14 protein-coding genes are annotated in these 17,929 nt (G+C 47.7%); 3 read left to right on the top strand and 11 right to left on the bottom strand.

Annotated elements, in window-relative coordinates; translation table 11 throughout:
* Positions 1-679 precede the first annotated feature (679 nt).
* Positions 680-1,645, bottom strand: a complete 966-nt coding sequence (locus BMZ71_RS09365) for a Gfo/Idh/MocA family protein (RefSeq protein ID WP_086989755.1) — start codon at positions 1,643-1,645, stop codon at positions 680-682.
* A gap of 40 nt (positions 1,646-1,685) precedes the next feature.
* Entirely contained in the window at positions 1,686-2,546 is an 861-nt protein-coding gene (locus BMZ71_RS09360; protein WP_068561636.1) for an ROK family protein, read from the bottom strand.
* Between the two features lie 345 nt (positions 2,547-2,891).
* On the opposite strand from BMZ71_RS09360, the gene BMZ71_RS09355 reads away from it, so the two are divergent.
* Positions 2,892-3,941: an aldose epimerase family protein gene (locus tag BMZ71_RS09355; protein ID WP_086989753.1), complete on the top strand. Its 1,050-nt coding sequence runs from the start codon at positions 2,892-2,894 to the stop codon at positions 3,939-3,941.
* Between the two features lie 91 nt (positions 3,942-4,032).
* Here BMZ71_RS09355 and BMZ71_RS09350 read toward each other — a convergent pair whose 3' ends face one another.
* The 8 genes from BMZ71_RS09350 to gloA2 form a co-directional block, all read right to left on the bottom strand.
* Complete coding sequence (locus tag BMZ71_RS09350) at positions 4,033-6,084, bottom strand: beta-galactosidase (RefSeq protein WP_086989761.1); 2,052 nt, start codon at positions 6,082-6,084, stop codon at positions 4,033-4,035.
* A 29-nt stretch (positions 6,085-6,113) separates the two neighbouring features.
* The gene (gene ganQ, locus BMZ71_RS09345; protein WP_068561638.1) at positions 6,114-6,962 is read right to left on the bottom strand and encodes a galactooligosaccharide ABC transporter permease GanQ; all 849 of its coding nucleotides are present in this window, start codon (positions 6,960-6,962) and stop codon (positions 6,114-6,116) included.
* Between the two features lie 2 nt (positions 6,963-6,964).
* Entirely contained in the window at positions 6,965-8,227 is a 1,263-nt protein-coding gene (ganP, locus tag BMZ71_RS09340; protein ID WP_306298101.1) for a carbohydrate ABC transporter permease, read from the bottom strand.
* A gap of 33 nt (positions 8,228-8,260) precedes the next feature.
* A complete protein-coding gene (gene ganS, locus BMZ71_RS09335) occupies positions 8,261-9,553 on the bottom strand; it encodes a galactooligosaccharide ABC transporter substrate-binding protein GanS (RefSeq protein ID WP_086989749.1) in 1,293 nt (430 codons plus the stop codon).
* A 176-nt stretch (positions 9,554-9,729) separates the two neighbouring features.
* Entirely contained in the window at positions 9,730-10,716 is a 987-nt protein-coding gene (locus BMZ71_RS09330) for a LacI family DNA-binding transcriptional regulator (RefSeq protein WP_086989747.1), read from the bottom strand.
* Positions 10,717-10,862: 146 nt separating this feature from the next.
* Entirely contained in the window at positions 10,863-11,759 is an 897-nt protein-coding gene (locus tag BMZ71_RS09325; RefSeq protein ID WP_218142793.1) for a DMT family transporter, read from the bottom strand.
* A gap of 386 nt (positions 11,760-12,145) precedes the next feature.
* Positions 12,146-13,135, bottom strand: coding sequence for an L-glyceraldehyde 3-phosphate reductase (gene mgrA / locus BMZ71_RS09320; protein ID WP_086989743.1), 990 nt, complete (start codon positions 13,133-13,135; stop codon positions 12,146-12,148).
* Between the two features lie 355 nt (positions 13,136-13,490).
* On the bottom strand, positions 13,491-13,871 hold the full coding sequence (gene gloA2, locus BMZ71_RS09315) for an SMU1112c/YaeR family gloxylase I-like metalloprotein (protein ID WP_086989741.1): 381 nt from the start codon (positions 13,869-13,871) through the stop codon (positions 13,491-13,493).
* 159 nt (positions 13,872-14,030) lie between these two features.
* Here gloA2 and BMZ71_RS09310 point away from each other — a divergent pair, with 159 nt between their 5' ends.
* Positions 14,031-14,849: an RNA-guided endonuclease TnpB family protein gene (locus BMZ71_RS09310; RefSeq protein WP_086989739.1), complete on the top strand. Its 819-nt coding sequence runs from the start codon at positions 14,031-14,033 to the stop codon at positions 14,847-14,849.
* 463 nt (positions 14,850-15,312) lie between these two features.
* Positions 15,313-15,654, top strand: coding sequence for a heavy metal-binding domain-containing protein (locus BMZ71_RS09305; RefSeq protein WP_086989737.1), 342 nt, complete (start codon positions 15,313-15,315; stop codon positions 15,652-15,654).
* Between the two features lie 51 nt (positions 15,655-15,705).
* Here the strand turns inward: BMZ71_RS09305 and BMZ71_RS09300 are convergent, their stop codons facing one another.
* Entirely contained in the window at positions 15,706-17,880 is a 2,175-nt protein-coding gene (locus BMZ71_RS09300; RefSeq protein ID WP_086989735.1) for a type IA DNA topoisomerase, read from the bottom strand.
* Positions 17,881-17,929 lie beyond the last annotated feature (49 nt).

Genomic DNA, 17,929 nt, shown 5'->3' with positions numbered 1-17,929 from the left:
CCGCCAGAGGCTCCGTGTCAATGGCAGCCGTGTATACCCTCAAATCATTTTTGACACCTTATTATTTTTGTCCGAAAAAGTGTTGACAGTCCAAATGTTTGTCGGAGCTGAGCATGCGGACGCAGGCTGTCCTCCGACGACCGAGGGCTCGTCGTAGGTACGCATCCCCATCTTGCGCCTGCTCCGGCGAAGCAAAGCTTAACGGGAGCTGGTGCTCTCCTCCGGCGAGGGGGCTTCTCGACGGAGTTGCGCTCTTCGGTATTCGTCTTCCTCCTGTGAGATAATGTTTGTCGGAGCTGAGCATGCGGACGCAGGCTGTCCTCCGACGAACGAGGGCTCGTCGGAGGTACGCAGCCCCCATCTCGCGCCTGCTCCGGCGAAGCAAACCTTAACGGGAGCTGGTGCTCTCCTCCGGTGAGCGCCCTTCTCGACGGAGTTGCGCTCTTCGGTATTCGTCTTCCTCCTGTGAGATAATGTTTGCCGGAGCTGAGCATGCGGACGCAGGCTGTCCTCCGACGAACGAGGGCTCGTCGGAGGTACGCACCCCCCATCTCGTGCCTGCTCCGGCGAAGCAAACCTTAACCGAAGCTGGGAAACAACGCGATTACACGCACGCCTCCGGTCAGCACACGCACCAAACAGGCTGCCTTTTTTTTGAGAGACAGCCTGTTTCTGTTAGTTACTCAAATGGATAGACTAGACCCCAGTCTTTGCGGACCTTATCCATGATTTCCAGAACGTCCACGGTGTAAGTGAGCGTTTCATTTTTTGCTCCATTAAGGATGCGTTCGCTGAAATCAGCCACTTCATAGTTCAAGGCTTGCGCAGAATCCCCAGCTTCAATGATGCTTACTTTTCCATCATAAGAAGTGAAGATAGCTTTTGTCGACCTCGGATAATCCATAATCGTTAAAAATCCCTTTTCATAGGCGACTACCCCTTGTTTCGGCATTTTCGCCCGGAAAGTCAAGGATACCGTCGCAAGTTCTGCTTCAGCATTCCGCAGAATGATTGCTGAGGATTCATCCACACCAGATTCGTGCAAATTGCCCATCGTCATGATTTCAGTCGGTTTGCTGGTCATGAAATTACGGACAAATGACAAGGCATATGTCCCGATATCGAATAACGCGCCACCCGCTAATTCTTTATTGAAATAATAAACAGATGGATCCGTGTCCTTGAAGCTGCCGAAAGAGGCTTGGATCATCTTCAATGGTCCTAAGTCTTGCTCTGCAATCCATTCCTTTAGCTTGCGGTAAAGCGGCATATGGTAAATGGTCATGGCCTCGGCTAAATAGAGCCCCTTTTCTTCAGCCAACTGGACAAGTTCATCCAACTGGATTTTGTTGACTGTGATGACTTTCTCGCAAAGGACATGCTTGCCGGCTTCCAGACTGGCCTTGATCCATTGATGATGATGGCTGTGCGGCAAGGCGATGTAAATAGCGTCTACCGCCTCATCCGCCAGCAGTTCCATATAATCGTCATAATAAGCGGGAATACCATACTGTTCGGCAAATCCTTGTGCCTTTTCTTTGGATCGGGAGGCTACCGCGACCAATTCCGCATTGTCCGCTTGAAAATGGGAAGCGAACTCCGTTGCGATAGTCCCTGTTCCAAGTATTGCCCATCTGATTTTCATCCAATACACTCTCCCTTTTTTCGGTCTGATCGGTTATCGTTTACCCTTTCATCTCATTCGCCAAAATGAGCGCCCCGGTGATGCCGGCATCATCGATCAATCCTGGCGTCACCAAGTAATCATCGACTGCCGGAACCGGCACATAATCGGCAAGCAGCGTCGTAAATTTAGCCTTGATGTTATCAAGCATCCCCGGCACTTTCATGACACCCCCGCCCAAGACAATGCGCTCCGGACGCAGGATAACCGTGTAGGCTTCCAAAGCTTGACCTATGTAATAAGCGATGTAATCCCAGACCGCATCGGTAGGCGCAACATCTTTGCCGGCTTTACCTAGTCGTCCGTCGATTGAAGGACCAGCTGCCATGCCTTCCAGGCAATTTCCATGATATGGACAGAACCCGGCATAATGGTCAGCCTCGTGCGGACGCACCAGTATGTGACCCATTTCCGGGTGACCGATGCCTTCCAAAATTTTTCCGTCCACGATCGCACCGGCGCCCACGCCCGTACCGATCGTGATATACATCATGTTCTTTAATCCTTTAGCGGCACCTAACGCGGATTCACCCAAGGCAGCGGCATTCACATCCGTCGTCCACCCCATCGGAACTGCATAACGCTCCTTCATAGCGCCAAGAAAATCAAAATCCTTCCACGCCAACTTTGGTGTAGAAAGAATATATCCATATGTTTCCGAGTCTTTATTGACGTCAATCGGCCCGAAGGAACCGATTCCGATTGCAGCTAAGTCAAAACGATCAAAAAAAGCAAATACCTGCGCCAATGTTTCTTCCGGCGTAGTCGTCGGGAATGCAACCCGTTCCAATAACTCATTATTTTCGTTTCCGACGGCGCACACAAATTTTGTTCCGCCTGCTTCAATTCCACCTACTAGCATAAATTTCTCACTCCAATTAGTTAGTTTTCGTGTGCGTCGCCATCATCGGAGTACATTTGATATCCATCCGATTTGTCCTGAAAGAGCACGCTCGCACCTTTTCCTATTATAACGCTTTCAGTTGGCGGAATCACGTTTTTCTGGCATTTTCCTCTGAATTTCAACATTTCCCTGATGGGCAAACGCCTTCAGTAAATATTTACTTAATTTGAAATTTTTTTTACTCTTTTTGTTGCTTTACGAAATTTAAACGCTTACAATGAAAAGGAGACGATAATATACTTTAAAAAAATAGCGGATTGACTGATCTATCTGCAACTACGCAACTAGGAGAGTGGAAAAATAATGAAAGTATCTGAAACAATACTCGGCCAAGCTCACGGAAAAGATGTCGTTGCCTATACCTTGACGAATCCCAACGGCATCTCCCTTACAGCAATGACCTATGGCGCCACCATCACGGAATTGATAATGCCGGACAAAAACGGAAAGAGTGAGAATGTGATTTTGGCGATGGATTCATTGGACGATTACGTGACGCATCGCCCGTATTACGGAGCCACAATCGGCCGGATTGCCGGACGCATCGCAAAGGGATCATTTGATTTGGATGGAAAAAGGCATCAATTGATTGTGAACGAGGAAGAAAATCAACTCCATGGTGGCCCCGCCGGATTGGACACGCATGTTTGGGATGCGGAAATCGAGGCTTCCGCTGATGAAGCCAGCATCCATTTCACGACTACCGATGCGGACGGCGCCAATGGCTATCCCGGGACACTTTCGGTAACGGTCAGCTATACGCTTACTGCTGAGAACGAATGGAAAATTGATTATCGGGCAACGACGGATCAACCAACTTTGTTCAACCCGACCAACCATGTCTATTTCAACCTGAGCGGAGACATCAACAAGCCGATTCTGCAGCACGAGCTGCAACTGAACAGCGCGGTTTTTGCCGAATTGGGCGACGGAAATCTTCCTACCGGGGCGTTGCTGCCGGCGGAAGGGACCCCTTTTGATTTCCGCGACGGAGGAAAACTTGCGATTGCCGCTGAACAGAGCCACCCACAGACCCAAAAAGTTGCCGGTTTCGATCACCCTTTCCTGCTGCAGCACGATACTGGAAAGCCTGATGCGGTCCTGAGCGATGCAGAATCCGGTCGAAGCGTCAAAATGTATACGGATCAGGATTGTGTCGTGATCTTTATGCACAACGGCGCTATCGATAAGTACACGATTGCCGGCAGTCCGGTCATCCAGTACGCTGGCATCACCTTGGAGACGCAGGCATTGCCTGATGCCATCAATCAAGAAGGCTTCGGCGATATTGTACTCCGACCGGGTGAAGTTTATTCGGCTGAAACGATCTATAAGTTTGAAGTACAGGCCTGACAATAAGCAAGTCACAAGCAAAAGAAGGCTTAAGTCTTCCTGACAGAAAATTGAAAGAGGCTGGGATCAACGCATCCCAGCCTCTTTCAATTTATATCCCCTTATGAACATATACTCTTACAGCATACTTTTCCAATCTGACTTGTCCGTCTTCTTTCCGCTGCGTAAGCATGTCTTCGAGTTCGAAGGGCAAAAGGATCGTCTGTTCTTCTTCCGTAAAGTTCATCACAAATACATATGCTTCCTCATCCGCAGTCCGTACTTGTACAGAAACGCCCTTCTCATGTTCAATCGCGAAAGGTGCCCCGATTCCTGCTTCTTCGGTAATTTCTCTGTAAACCATTTCATGAAACGCTTGTTCCGTGCGGGCACCTATCACGTAGGTTCGGCCTTTTCCAAAGCTATGTCTCGTCACAGCTGGCGTATCCTTATAAAAATCATCCTGATAGGTCGCAAGCACTTCGCCATCCGTTACCTTAAGCAAAGCAGCGTAATCTTTGACTTCAAAAGTCTGCCCGGCATAGGTTATCCGATTGCTATCGGATGGATAAAGAGTATCCGTTTCTCCCAATTTTACTCCGCAGATTTCCTGCATGATCTCCGGCCAGCCGCCTAAATAAGTCAAATCATTTTCATCCACAATACCTGTGATGTAGGTGGTCACCAGCATTCCACCTGCGGCCACGAAGGCTTTCAAGCGCTCCTGCATGGCTATCGGCAACATATACAGCATCGGCGCAACCAGCACTTTATAGTTCGAAAAATCTTGTTTCTCGGTGATCACATCCACAGGAATATCCTGTTCCCAGAAATAGCGGTAATGTTCTTGCGCCGTTTGCGGATAACGCAACGTTTCCTTGCTGAAGCCCTGAATTTCCTGAAGAGCCCAATGATTGTCCCAATCATAAAGGACAGCCACTTCTGCCTCACGGAAGCTGCCGGCAACAGGTTGGAGTCGTTCCAGCACGTTCCCTACCTCCGTCACATCCTGGAAGACACGATTGTTTGGATCACGGTCATGATCCACTACCGCACCATGTAATTTTTCTGATGACCCGCGTGATTTTCGCCATTGGAAATACAGAATGCTGTCCGATCCGTGCGCAAGCATCTGCATGGATGACAAGAGATGCATGCCGGGGCGTTTTGTTTTATTCACACCATGCCAATTGACTCCGCTAGGGGTTGATTCCATCAAGAGGAAGGGTTGTTGTTTCAACGACCGATACAAATCATCGACAAACCCGACCCGCATCGCCAAATCCGCTGTCGTGACGCCTTCTTTATGCCAAGCCGGGTAGGCATCCCAGCTGATGACATCGACATGTTCAGCGAATTTGCTGTAATCCAATGCTTGGAATGGAATCAGCTCGTCGGTGTCCGCCATAAAATTGACCGTGATCGGCACATCAGGCGTCAATTCTCGCAAGGGGCTCGCTTCGTTTTCGTAGAAAGCGATCGTCTGGTCCGTGACAAAACGTCGCCAATCGAGAACCAAGCCGTGCATCTCATGCTCCCCCAAAGGTGAAGGCGATTCGATTTCATCCCACTCTTGGTAACGATGGCTCCAGAAGCTGGTCCACCAAGCTTGGTTCAGTTTTTCCAGATCATTTCCGTATTTCTCTTTCAGCCAGCCGCGGAATGCAGTTTGGCATAGATCGCAATGGCATTCTCCACCGTATTCATTCGAAACATGCCACATCAACAAAGCCGGATGTTGCCCATATCGTTCAGCCAATTTCCGGTTCATTTGGGCCGTCTTTTCACGATAAACAGGCGCTGTGAAACAATGGTTATGCCGCCGCCCTTGAAGTTCCTGCTCGCGTTTGCTTGTGACCCGACGGATTTCCGGATATTTTTTTGCCATCCAGCTTGGTTTTGCCCCACTTGGGGTGGCCAAAATGATGTTGCCACCATTGTTATGGATTTTTTCAAAAAGATCATCCAGCCAACCAAAATCATATTCGCCTTCACGCGGTTCCAAAGCGCTCCATGCAAATATCCCTAAGGAAAATGTGTTTGTTTTGGAAAGACGCATAAATTCCAAATCTTCCGCCAGTATATCCGGTCGATCCAGCCATTGATCCGGATTGTAATCACCACCATGAAGAAATTGTTTCTTCTTGGTGACGTATTTTCTCATTGCCATAGTCGAAAACTCCTTTAATAAGATTAACCTTTCGTACCGCCTGCGGTCAGACCGGATACAAAATTCTTTTGCAACAGTATGAAGATAATTGCTACAGGTAAGCTGATCAAAATGGCACCTGCCGCAAACGTTGTGTAACTGGCCCCCATCACGTCATTGACTAAATTATAGAGTCCGATCGGCAACGTATACGCTTCTGTCTTCCTTAATATCGTGGAGGAAATGACGAAATCACCCAAAGGACCGGTAAAACCGTTCATGGCCGCCACTGCAATCATCGGTTTGGAAAGCGGCAGAATGATGTCGATGAATATTTTTGTGTGACTCGCGCCATCGATTCGTGCACTTTCATCCAGATCATACGGGATCGTATCCATATAGCCCTTCATCAGATAGGTATTCATGGGAATCTGTCCGCCGATGTACAAAAGAATCAGCAGCACATGACTGTTGACGAGCCCCAACAACTGCGCCAGAACGAATATCGCCACTAAGGCCGAAAATTGCGGAATCATCTGCAGCAACAGAAACAGCGTCAGCCCGTTTTTCCTTCCTTTGAAACGGAATCTCGAGAATGCGTAACCCGTCAGACTCACACTGATGACTGTTCCGATCATCGTGAAAAGACTGATCTTAAGGGAATTCAAATACCAGGTCCCATAAGGCAAGCTTTTCTTGCCGGCGAAGAGTTCCCGATAATGGTCCAGTGTTGGATTTTCCGGAAACATACTTGTGCTGATCAGGCTGTTCCCAGGATTAAAACTGGCGCCCACCGTCCACAAAAGAGGGTAGGCAATGATCCCAACAAAGAATGCAATGATCAGGTAGGAAAAGAATAAGCGTGCATATCTGCGATTTTTTGTCGTCTTCATACTTATCTCCTCTCTTGGTTAAACGAATTGGATTTTCTGAACTGCCACATGGCAATCGCGATGACAAAAACAGACAACAGGATCGTGAGCGCTGCAGCCAAAGCATATTGGCTGGACTGCATCGTTAATTTGTAGATCCAAGACACAAGAATGTCCGTCCCCCCCGCCGTAGAGCCGGGAGTCGCTGGTCCTCCGCCATTGAACAAATAGATGATATTGAAGTTATTAAAGTTGAAGGTGTACTGCGTAATCAACGTCGGTGCCATCGAAGTCAGTATCACAGGCAGCGTGATGTTCATGAATTTATCCCATGACGTCGCCCCATCAATAACTGCTGCTTCATAAAGATCCTCCGGAATCGACTGCAGAATGCCGGTCGTGACGATGAATATATAAGGAAAACCCAGCCAACCTTGAATAAGGATCAGAGCTACCCTTGTCCACAACGCATCGGTCATCCAAGGGATCGGACTGATACTGAAGAAAGCCAAGATATCGTTGTTGATTGCTCCGAAGCTATCATTGAACATGCCGGCAAACACCAAAATCGTCACAAACCCGGGCACTGCCCAGGGCAAAACGAACATGGTGCGGATGAAGCGTTTCAACTTCAAATCCTTTTGATTCACCAATATAGCCAAAAATACTCCGATGGTGATTTGCAATGTAGAAGCCAACAATGTCCAGACAACGGTCCAACCCAACACATCAAAGAAAGTGGAACGCCAAATATCGACAGTGAAAATATTTGCAAAGGTATTCAATCCCACCCAATCAAACAAATGCGCCGGCGGACTGTGGTATAGATCGTAATTGGTGAAAGCCAACGCAAAACTGAACATGATCGGGAAGATGACTGCAAAAATAAGCAACAGGATTGCCGGACCGCTTATGACATAGGGATATCCTTGCTCAACCAGATTGAGATAGCTCTCTCTTAAAGAGGTGACCGGCAGTTGACGATCTCTTCTTTCGCCATTCTTGTAGGCATCACGTATGTTCAACCAGTAAAGGGTCACTCCAAAGAAAAGGATGATGATTGCCAAAATGCCCTCAGCCAATAAAAACACCGAGTTATCGCGCGGGATTTGTTCTCCTAAGGTGACGATGCCCCATAATCCAATGTTCAAAAGATCTCCAAAAGCAAAGGCGAAACTTACTGTCGCAATCAGATAGAGCAGGCCCTTAAGCCACTGTTTATTGTAAAACTGCCCCCCTCCCGGTAAGAGAGAGAGGACAGCTGCCGTTTTACTATGATTCAATATTTCTCACCTCATTTTCTTTATGTGCCGGATTCCTTATTGTCCGCCGTGGTTCGCTTCGATTTGATTTTCGATCGTTTCTACTGCCTGATCCAATGCTTCCTTCGGTTTTGCTTTTCCGGTAGCGATGGTTTGTAGTGCCGCATCCATAGGAGACCAAACTTCATTCATCTCAGGCACATTCGGTGTCAATTCCGAATGCAGACTTTGCTGTGCGACTGCTTGGGCTGCAGGATCATCCGCCAAGGCATCCCCTTCAGCCAGAGATTTCACGGCCGGTACTTCTTTGGTTGTTTGGTAACGGCGAAGCGAATTTTCTTCATTTGTGATGAACGCGATGAACAATTCCGCCAATTCGGAATTTTTTGAATAACTGCTCACGTTGTAACTCTTCACGCCCACAAATGCACTCATCGGTTTTCCATTCGGCAATTCCGGCAAAGGCAGGATGCCGTAGTCAATACCGGCACTTGAGAATGGCTCCAAATTCCATGGCCCTGAAATCACAGCCGCCGCTTTCCCTTCACTGAATAAGGAATCCAACACATTGATGGCTTGCTCTCCGATCATACCGGATGGGAATAGCCCTTCTTCATACCATTTTTGGATATAGGAAGCCGCTTCGATTGCACCCTCGGTATTCAAACCGATATCGGCTGTGTCATATTTCCCGTCTGTATCTTTGGCAAAAATATAGCCTTCATAACCGCCGATTACGCTTTGTGCATAATAGATCTGATCCCATAACGCCAACAAGCCGTATTGGCCATCCTTCGTCGCAGTTTTCGAAAGATCATACCAGCCTTCGATAGTCGTAGGGACTTCCGCTTCAGAAATAAGCTCTTTGTTGTAATAGAGAATGGTCGTTTCGACGACTTTCGGCAAGCCGTAAAGCTTTCCGTCAACCATCTGCGACTCCAAAGCTACATCTGTATAGAGATTCTGAACATCCTCTTCTACTGTCAACTCTTTAAGCAAGCCTTCAACTACAGCAGTTCCGACTTGATCTCCTGGTATCGTGAATACATCCGGTCCCGTTCCGGCAGGTCCGTCCAAGCGTAGATCCTCCAATTGACCTCCATATGCTTTTTCGGTCACTTCCACAGTGACACCGTATTCACTTTCAAACTCGGCGATGGCCTCCTCGATACCAACTGATTTGTCGATGTCTTCCCACACGACCAAGGTTTGACCCTCAAAATTCCCCTCTTGGCCAGTAGCCGAATTCGTTGCATTAGCGGAATCCGAATTACTCTCGGCTGGACCGCACGCTGCCAAAGATAATAAAACTACACTGCTGAGTGATAAAAATAAGGCTTTCTTCTTCATATCCGAAACACTCCTCTATTAGATGTAATCGCTTTACTGAAATTATAATACCAAACGAACTAAAAAAAGTAAACAAACTTTCACTCATTATTTAGTAAAACATTTTACTTGTTTGTGCAAAAAAAAGACGCTTCCTCCCATCTATTCAGATGTTCGAAAGCGCCTTATCTGTAAGACTAGGTACTTTTCCTTTCGATAAGAAAAGCGTTCAATAGTACCTTTTTTGTGATGACTCTTTTATCGATCAGCTGCTCCAACAGCAAGGAAACTGCAGTATGGCAAAGTTCCTTCATATCAATGGCATATGTGCTTAAAGGCGGCGAAACATAATTTGCAACCGAGATATTATTGATGCTGAGGACACTGACATCCTGCGGAATACGAATGTGATGCTCATTCAAAGCCTGCAGCACACCGACCGCAATGGGGTCCGAAGCCGCAAAGATGGCACTTGGCAGTTTTTTGCCTGCCTTCAAGGCTTTATCCATCAACTGGTACCCGGTTTCCAATGAGAATCCCCTGCGGATATAGATGTGCGCTTCATCCAACATATTCTGTTGTTGCATCTCATCGCGGAAAGATCGTTCCCGTATATCCATTTCGTCCAAATGGGTATCTGGATTCACATAGGTACCGCCTACAAATCCGATTTCCTTATGGCCTTTCTCCTTGAAAAAACGGACTGCTTTCCGGGTAATATAATCCAAGTCCGGACGAACAGCATCATAAATGTCCGAATACGGCGAACTGTCCAAAAACACGCCATTTTCTGTCAGAGTCTCAAGATAAGCGATTTCCTTATTGTTGAACGAACCCACTGCAATGAAACCGTTGATGTCTTGCGGAATCATCTCGATACCTTGGGACCTTTTGAATACAGTCACCGAGACATTTTGTTTATCCGCTTGTCGGATCAACTCTGTACGCATGGTTTTAAAATACACCTCCTGCAATTCTTCCATATCGGAAACCCAATACAAAAGCGCGATATTTTTGACGAGTGGCCGAGAGACTTTTTTGCGGTATTCCAAATCTGTCGCTACTTCGTAGATCCGATCACGCGTCTCTTCCGGAACAGACAGAGTTGGATCATTATTCAACACACGTGAAACGGTGGTGATCGAAAATCCTGTCCTTTTAGCGATATCTCTTAACGTTGCCATATATTCACCCACTTTTCAGTAAAAAATTTCATCTTAATCATACCCGTAATATCCAGAATCGTCAAATTCAAAAAAATAAACACAGGGAAGTGAATCAGAATAGGATTCCACCCTGTGTCCTCCACTTCAGTTGATGCACATTCTACTCAATCCCGGATATCCAGTTTCCCGAAAGACTGGTTCATTTTTTCTTTCTTCGGTTTCAGTTCCACAATCAAAACGCCAGCCAGAATCAGTGCTGCTCCGGTAAGCATCCGCAGCGTTATCGCTTCCTTCAAAAAAAGCGCTGAAGCGACCATTCCGAACACAGCTTCCATTGACAGGATGATCGCTGTTTCTGTCTCTTTGGTGAACTGTTGTGAAGCTGTCTGGACCAAAAAAGCCAGCATCGTACTGATCACACCTAAATATAAGATGGAATAATAGCCCTCCCCAGCTGAAGGCAATGTGAATTCTCCTCTTGCAAGCGATACGATCACTCCCAAAACAGCGGCTGTCCCCATCTGGATGGTGGTCAATGCGTAAATATTTTCACCCAATACAAACCGATTTGTGAAGATGATCTGCAAGGCAAAGAACAGCGCGCAAACGAGCGTCAACAGATCTCCGAAATTTATCCCATGAAAGTCGTTCAGGGAAATGACGGCGATGCCGCTGATGGATAATAACGCGCCTATGATAGCAGGGGCCGTCACTTTCCTTCTGAAAAACAGTGCCCCTATGAACGGCACCAATACGACATTGAAAGCTGTCAGAAAGGCGTTCTTCGAAGGTGTTGTATAAACCAATCCCACAGTCTGAAAGAGGAAAGCCAAGTAAAGGATACTTCCGAGGCCGATGCCTTTCAGATACGTCTTTTTGCCAGCATGCTTCAGTTGACTGAAAAATAATGCTCCCATCAGTATGAATGCCAACAAAAACCGCAGCGTCAATATTTGGTATGGGGAAAAATACTCCAACGATATGGCACTCACGACGAATCCGGAACCCCATATCATTGTCACAAAAATAAGTCCGATTTGTCCCTTTCTTCTGTCTGTCACATAATCACTCCAATTCTGAAAATTTTGTAAAACTGCAATGAGCGTGTTCGAAAATACAAGCATATGACTTCCACTTTACCCGACAAACGCTTCCCCGGCAAGCAGATTTCTGCATAAGAAAAGCTGAACGGGTTCGTTCAGCCCTGAAAGAAATTTAGGAAATCTGTCCGACTGAGCATCGAAGAGCGCAATAGGACAGATTTATCTAATTTCCGAAGGGCTAACCCGTGAAGCTGGATATCATTTTAGATGCATGAAACATTTTCCAAACTTGTGAAACATCTACGGTGATGCACTTTTGAGTTAAAAAAATTTTATAAATTCCTGTATGTCAAAAAGCTTCCTGTCCAGCAAATTCGCTGGGACAGGAAGCCTATGTCGCCTTCTTATTTTGCCAATACCGCTTCGATTTCATCCAATTCTTCATTACTGAAGGCTAAGTTTTCCAACGCTTTCACGTTATCATCGATTTGGCTCACTCTGCTGGCGCCGATCAGTACGCTCGTGACTTTCCCGTCGCGGAGAATCCAAGCGACTGCCATCTCAGCCAACGTTTGGCCTCGTCTTTGCGCGATTTCGTTCAGTGCGCGTGATTTTTCGATGGTTTCTTGCACCCGCTCCGCATTCAGGAACGGGGAAGAGGATCTACCCGCACGCGAATCTTCCGGAATGCCATGCAAATAGCGATCGGTCAGCATGCCTTGCGCCAACGGGCTGAAGGCGATGGTGCCCAATTTGTTGGCCGTCAGAACATCCTGCAGGCCATCCTCGATCCAACGGTTGTACATGTTGTAGGCCGGTTGGTGGATGATGAACGGCGTCTTCAAGTCTTTGAAGATGGCCGCAATTTCAGCAGTCTGCTCCGCAGAATAGTTTGAGATGCCGATATACAGCGCTTTTCCTTGACGGACCATCAAATCCAATGCTTGCGCAGTTTCTTCGAAAGGTGTTTCCGGATCCGGACGGTGCGAATAAAAGATATCCACATAATCAAGCCCCATCCGCTTTAGGCTTTGATCAAGGCTTGCCGTCAAATACTTCTTGGAGCCCCATTCGCCATAAGGGCCGGGCCACATATCATAGCCGGCCTTGCTGGAAATGATCAGCTCGTCCCGATAAGGCAGGAAGTCCTTTTTCAAAATCTTACCGAATGTTTCTTCCGCGCTGCCTGGAGGCGGACCGTAGTTGTTCGCCAGATCGAAATGGGTGATTCCCAGATCGAAGGCGCGTTGGACCATTTTGCGCGAGTTATCGAACAGGTCCACCTCGCCGAAGTTGTGCCAAAGCCCAAGGGAGATGGCAGGCAATTTCAGACCGCTGTTGCCTACGCGGTTATAGATCATTTTGTCGTATCTGTTTTGAGCCGGTTGATACATATCATCACCTCAATAAGTTAATATATCCAGTATAGCGTTTTCATTAATGCAACGCAAAGTATTTACGGAAAACGGAATTAATAGTTTTATCCTTCAATCTACCTCCTTGCCTGTGCTCCGGTGAACATAAGCTTCGCCGAAGTTCAGACCGTAATTTTCCATGCGTTCTCCGATGAGGGCGGACTCGCAGGAGTGGATAACAATTAGCAACACTGTACTCCGGCGAAGGGGCCCTTACCGGAGCTGAAGGAAGATGGAGGAAGAATGCCACGAATCCCCAACAAGAAACATTAGTAGGAAGGCCGAAAAAACGGGGAGCGCCCTCAAAAGAGAGACTCCCCGTTCTAGTTAATCTTTATTCATGCAGCTCCAGCGGCAAGCCGTCCGGATCCTTGAAAAAAGTGAATTTCTTGTTCGTGTAGTCATCCAGCCGGATCGGCTCAGTCTCCACGCCTTTGCGGTTCAATTCCGCTACAGTCGCCTCGACATCCTCCACATAGAAGCAGAGATGGCGGAGCCCGACTGATTCCGGACCGCTGGGGCGCTCAGGAGGATTCGGAAAAGAGAACAGCTCAATTTCGCTCTCCCCCAGCTTAAGATCGAGTTTGTAGGAATCTCTTTCCGAGCGATAGTTTTCGCGGATGATCGGCAATTCCAGCACCTCAGTGTAGAAGGCTTTGGATGCCTCATAATCGGAGGCGATGATTGCGACATGGTGAATTTTTTCAAATTTCATGATTTTTATAGTTTTCGGAAACCCACGACTTCAGTCGTGGGAGGAGAAACCGATTGGCCCAGCGGACCAAAAGATCTCCTTGATTTCCGAGCTCCTTCCTCTTTTATTTTAAGCGAACTTACGTTCTCTTTTTAATATGCTTTCAATCGCGATTGGAGCATTGTCGATAATGGCAAAACGTTCTCAATCAATACGCTGAAGGGGCGCGTGAAGTGCGGTTTTTTCCTCAACGGCTTTGAAGAGTATTTTGATGGTACTTGGGCGTTTGGTTTGGCAAAATTGGTCAAGTCAGGCAAGCATTGGTTCTTGCATATTTCGGTAAAAAAAGAAATCGCCGAAATAGAATTGACAGACGTCAAACACGTTGTCGGAATCGACAGAGGGTTGCGTCAATTAGTGACAACCTATGACGAAAAAGATAAAACCACTTTCTTCAACGGAAACGCAGTCTTGAAAAAGCGCAGACACTACAAAGAACTGCGCCGTAGTTTGCAAGCACGCAACACCAGGAACTCCAAACGTCGTATCCGGAAAATGGAAAGTCGAGAGAACCACTGGATGGCAGATGTGAACCACTGCCTGTCTAAGACACTCGTTTTCCTATATGGTTCCGATACGGTATTTGTGTTGGAAGATTTGATTGGCGTGCGTTTCGCTACGGAACAAGTTGCGAAATCACAACGCTATGAGCACGTGTCGTGGGCGTTTTTTCAATTCGGGCAAATGCTCACTTACAAAGCCAACAAAGTTGGCTCCATGGTGGTTGAAGTAAGCGCCGCGTATACAAGTCAGCGTTGTCCTAAGTGTGGCACAATCAAAAAATCCAATCGGGATACCCACAACCACGAATATCATTGCCCATGCGGGTATCGCTCAAACGATGACCGTGTTGCAGCAATGAATATTCAACAACTAGGAACACAATACGTAAGCGGCGTAGAGAATCCCAAATTTGAGAAACAAAAAGCAAATTCCTAGTGCATAAATGTGCTGGGTTGCCGGCAAAGTCATCTGTCGGGCTGCTCCATTCCGGTTGAATAAGAATGGAGCAGTGAGTAACGCCAACATTTTGAGAGACCAACCGATCTCAAACTACTCAGGAGTCCGCAGGACGTTTGAACTGCGTAGCGTTAGGCGTAAACATAAAAATCTTAGCGAAGCTAATGCACTCGTCACGAAATGGCGAGAGGCAAGCCGTGACTTCAGTCATTGGTAGTTGACAGTAACCGTCCCTTCTGTTTCGAGTCTTCTCTGATTTTACCATTAAGCAACAATCTGTACAATTTTACCCACAACATTTTTCTGCCCAGCGGCCACCAAGATGGCAGGTTTCTGTATCTTTTCAAGCCGAACTTTTGATATAATGAAGGCATCACCAGAAAGTTATAATCGATTTGTTGAACTGATTGTTTCACCGTCAGGAGAAAGGATGGTAAGTCACATGATTATTACAACAACCGCTCATATCGAGGGCAAAAAAATTACTGCCTATAAAGGCATCGTTTTCGGAGAAGTCATCACAGGCATCAACGTGTTCAAAGATTTCGGAGCCGGCATCCGCAACATCGTTGGCGGACGTTCAAAGAGTTACGAGGATGAATTGACTGTTGCACGCGAAAATGCCTTGGCAGAAATGGAAGATCGTGCAGTCGCAAAAGGCGCGAACGCCATCGTCGGCATGAAAATGGATTACGAAGTACTGGGAGCCGATAATGGCATGCTGATGGTCACCTGCAGTGGTACAGCTGTGAAATTGATGGATGAATCAGAATATTTAGGCTAAAAAAATCAGAAAAGGTATCCGGGAAGCAATTTTCCGGATACCTTTTTCTGTTCATTGTGTTTTTTTGCGTACTGGTTTTTTCTTACTCGGAGCGAACGGTTTGAAGGAAACGGCGTAATTGCCGGCTTCGTCTTTTCCCAAGAGCAATGCCGCCGAAAAACTCTTGCCGTCTTTTTTCTTGAAACCGGAAAGGCGCTTCGTTTCTTTTCGGGCCAAAAGCTCTTTGGCTTCCTCCGGGGACAGATAGCGGCGGGCGATATAGCGGGAAATCCGGAATGAACACGCCTCGCCGTAGTCCTGGCATTGTAGGTAACTGCCCTTGATGATCGCTTCTTTCCCGCAGACCGGACAAACGCCTACGACCGCACCGTCGCCTGCAGCATTGATGCGCTCCGCGATCCCTTCGGACTGCAGCATCTCGTTCTTCGTACCGAGGATTTCCAGGACGAAGTGTTTGATGTTCTCCAGGAAATAAGCCTGGTCGCCCTCGCCTTTATGGATTTTTGCCAAATACTTTTCCCATTCTGCCGTGAAGGCGACATCGCTCATCTTGTTGCCGGCCACGGCCTCACAAAGCAGAGTCCCCTTTTCGGTGATTGCCAGCTGATTCTTCGAAGCCGTTATGTAGCCCCTGTCCTTCAAATTTTCGATGACCCCAGCGCGGGTAGCTTCGGTTCCGATACCGTGCGTTTCCTTCAGGATCGCCTTGTCTTCGGCATCATCCACTTCTTTGCCGGCGTTCTTCATGGCTGCGATCAGCGTGCCTTCTGTGTAAGGCTTAGGAGGGGTAGTCTTCTTCTCCTTCGTGGCCAAAATGGCTGTTCCGGTTTCCCCTACCGTAACCATCGGCAGGATTTTGTCCTCCGGTTCGCCTTTTTTCCTTGTGTTGCCTTCCAGCTTCTTCCATCCGAGATTCTTGATGATCTTACCGGATGCCACAAAGTCCAGTCCGCCGATATCCGTAATGATGGTCGGTTCATCGTAGATGAAATCCTCTTCGAACATCGCCAAGGTCCGGCGCAGGACGAGATCATAAATTTTCTGCTGGTTCACATTCAATTTCGCGATCCGGGCCTGATCCGGCACTTTTTTCGTCGGGATGATGGCATAATGTTCCTGTACTTTGGCATCATCGACGTACTTTTTGCGCGGAGTCAAGTTCGGCTTGTCGATGGTATGACCTAGGATGCCCAGATAGCCGGAAAGGTTATCCTTCAAATAGACAAACTCATTTTTGGTGATGACCGTCGCGTCCGTCCGCGGATAGGAAAGCAGTTTTGCTTCATACAAAGACTGCACGGTTGCCAATGTGTCTTTCGCACCCATCTTGAATTTGGCATTGGCTGCCCGCTGCAGATCGCTGAGCGAATACAGACGCGGTGCCAACTCGCGTTTGTTCTCGTTGGCTTCATAGCGTTTGATGACGGCTGGCATCTCAGCCGCCAAGCCGTGCGTCGCGATGAAGGTTTTCATTTCTTGTTTTGATTCAAATTCATGCTGATACTTCGCTTCGAATGTCCCGTTCGTGACCGTGATGCGGGCCAAACACTCATAATGCGTCTCTTCCTGGAAGGCAGCGATTTCCTTCATGCGCTTATAGATCATGAAGAGCGTCGGTGTCTGCACGCGGCCGACCGAAAAAGCCCCTTCTTTGATTCCGGCCTTCTGGAGCGCAATGGTGTACAGCCGGCTCAGGTTCATGCCCACCAACCAATCGGCGATTTCCCGGCTTTGGGCCTCGATGTAGGATGGATACGTGTCCTTCCCATCCAGCAATTCGCTGAATCCTCGGCGGATCTCATTGGATTCCAGGCTGTTGATCCAGAGACGTTTCATTTCCTTCTTTTCGGCACCAGCATGGCGGATGATCGAGCGGGCGATATTTTCCCCTTCACGGTCCGAGTCGGTGGCGATGATGATGCGGTCCGCTTCCTTGAGCTGCTGTTTGATGTTCGCCATCTGCTTGCCTTTACCGTATTGGATCTTGTATTTGTAGTTTTCCGGGAAAATCGGCAAGTGGTCCAGGCTCCATTTTTTCCATTTCGGATCATATTCTTCCGGCTGCAGCAGTCCCAAAAGATGTCCCGAGGCATGCACGATGACCGTTTCGCCATCGAACAGGCTGTCCTGGATGACGTAGTTCCCGGCAACCGTCGCCTTCTTTTGAAAAGAGCTCGCGTAGGCAGCCGCCTGCGATGATTTCTCGGCTAAAATGACTGTTTTCATTCTGAAATTCCCTCCCTGACAGGATTGCCGTCTGAGACTTTTAAGGCAA

The sequence above is a fragment of the Trichococcus flocculiformis genome (genome assembly GCF_900113645.1).
GTDB classification, from domain to species: Bacteria; Bacillota; Bacilli; order Lactobacillales; family Aerococcaceae; genus Trichococcus; species Trichococcus flocculiformis.
The sequence above is the reverse complement of the archived record's forward strand: the minus strand, read 5'-3'. Positions and strand labels throughout refer to the sequence as shown.

Bases quoted from the DNA above. Each gene is read 5' to 3' on its own strand.
- BMZ71_RS09365 (WP_086989755.1), bottom strand. From the start codon at position 1,645: ATGAAAATCAGATGGGCAATACTTGGAACAGGGACTATCGCAACGGAG.
- BMZ71_RS09360 (WP_068561636.1), bottom strand. From the start codon at position 2,546: ATGCTAGTAGGTGGAATTGAAGCAGGCGGAACAAAATTTGTGTGCGCC.
- BMZ71_RS09355 (WP_086989753.1), top strand. From the start codon at position 2,892: ATGAAAGTATCTGAAACAATACTCGGCCAAGCTCACGGAAAAGATGTC.
- BMZ71_RS09350 (WP_086989761.1), bottom strand. From the start codon at position 6,084: ATGAGAAAATACGTCACCAAGAAGAAACAATTTCTTCATGGTGGTGAT.
- ganQ (WP_068561638.1), bottom strand. From the start codon at position 6,962: ATGAAGACGACAAAAAATCGCAGATATGCACGCTTATTCTTTTCCTAC.
- ganS (WP_086989749.1), bottom strand. From the start codon at position 9,553: ATGAAGAAGAAAGCCTTATTTTTATCACTCAGCAGTGTAGTTTTATTA.
- BMZ71_RS09330 (WP_086989747.1), bottom strand. From the start codon at position 10,716: ATGGCAACGTTAAGAGATATCGCTAAAAGGACAGGATTTTCGATCACC.
- mgrA (WP_086989743.1), bottom strand. From the start codon at position 13,135: ATGTATCAACCGGCTCAAAACAGATACGACAAAATGATCTATAACCGC.
- gloA2 (WP_086989741.1), bottom strand. From the start codon at position 13,871: ATGAAATTTGAAAAAATTCACCATGTCGCAATCATCGCCTCCGATTAT.
- BMZ71_RS09305 (WP_086989737.1), top strand. From the start codon at position 15,313: ATGATTATTACAACAACCGCTCATATCGAGGGCAAAAAAATTACTGCC.
- BMZ71_RS09300 (WP_086989735.1), bottom strand. From the start codon at position 17,880: ATGAAAACAGTCATTTTAGCCGAGAAATCATCGCAGGCGGCTGCCTAC.